The sequence below is a fragment of the Oleiphilus sp. HI0043 genome, assembly GCF_001634935.1.
This window is the reverse complement of sequence record NZ_LWEY01001599.1, coordinates 1-962: the sequence shown is the minus strand read 5'-3', so window position 1 is coordinate 962 and position 962 is coordinate 1. Positions and strand designations below refer to the sequence as shown.

1 protein-coding gene is annotated in these 962 nt (G+C 46.0%); it reads right to left on the bottom strand.

The window, feature by feature from the left end; genetic code table 11:
• On the bottom strand, window positions 1-917 hold a 917-nt coding region (locus A3729_RS23690), incomplete at its 3' end, for a sigma-54 dependent transcriptional regulator (RefSeq protein ID WP_068634365.1).
• Window positions 918-962: the final 45 nt, after the last annotated feature.

Genomic DNA, 962 nt, shown 5'->3' with positions numbered 1-962 from the left:
TCGAGTTTGATGACATTAATTCGATAAAACAAATCTTGCCTGAAGCTGCCATCTTCAACGAGTTTGGCCAGGTCTTTATGGGTGGCGCTAAGAATTCGGACGTTAACTTGAACCTCTTCCTGTTCACCAACAGGCCGGATTCGCTTTTCCTGAATTGCACGTAAGAGCTTCACCTGCATTTCAAGAGGTAGGTCGGCGACTTCATCTAAAAATAGAGTGCCGCCGTCAGCTGCCCGAAATAGCCCGGATTTATCTTCGATTGCTCCACTAAAGCTACCTTTTTTGTGGCCAAAGAATTCACTCTCTACCAGCTCACTAGGAATAGCCCCACAGTTGACCGGGACAAAGCGGCCGGTACTAGCGCGAGGGCTGTTTTGATGAATCATTTTAGCGACCAGCTCTTTACCGCTACCTGACTCACCAGAAATATAAATTGGAGCTTGGCTACGTGCCAGTTTATCGATCTGTTTGTTGAGCTTCTGAATGGCTTTTGTTTTGCCTTTTATGTGCTCGGGTTGAGTGCTAGAGGGACTTTCGTTTGCCTTACGTTTTGATAACTCTAATGCGCTGGTCACCAGCCCTCGTAGCTGATTAAGGTCAACAGGCTTTGAAATAAAATCAAAAGCACCAGCCTTAAGGGCACTGATGGCTGTTTCGACGTTGCCGTACGCGGTAATCATGGCAACGGGCATATCGGGATGATTTTTTTGTATGAACGACACGAGATCAATGCCGTTGCCATCAGGCAAATTCATATCGGTGAGACAAAGGTCAAAGCTTTGTTCACTTAGGTAGGCCTTGGCGTCCATGATTGTCGCACTGCTACAGGTGTCTATCCCCATACGCATGAGTGTGATTTCTAACAGCTCTCGAATATCAGGTTCATCGTCGATAATTAAGGCGCGTTGCTTGGTCATATATTGAGTCTTGTCTGTCGCTTAGAAAGCATTAAGAAGAATAAG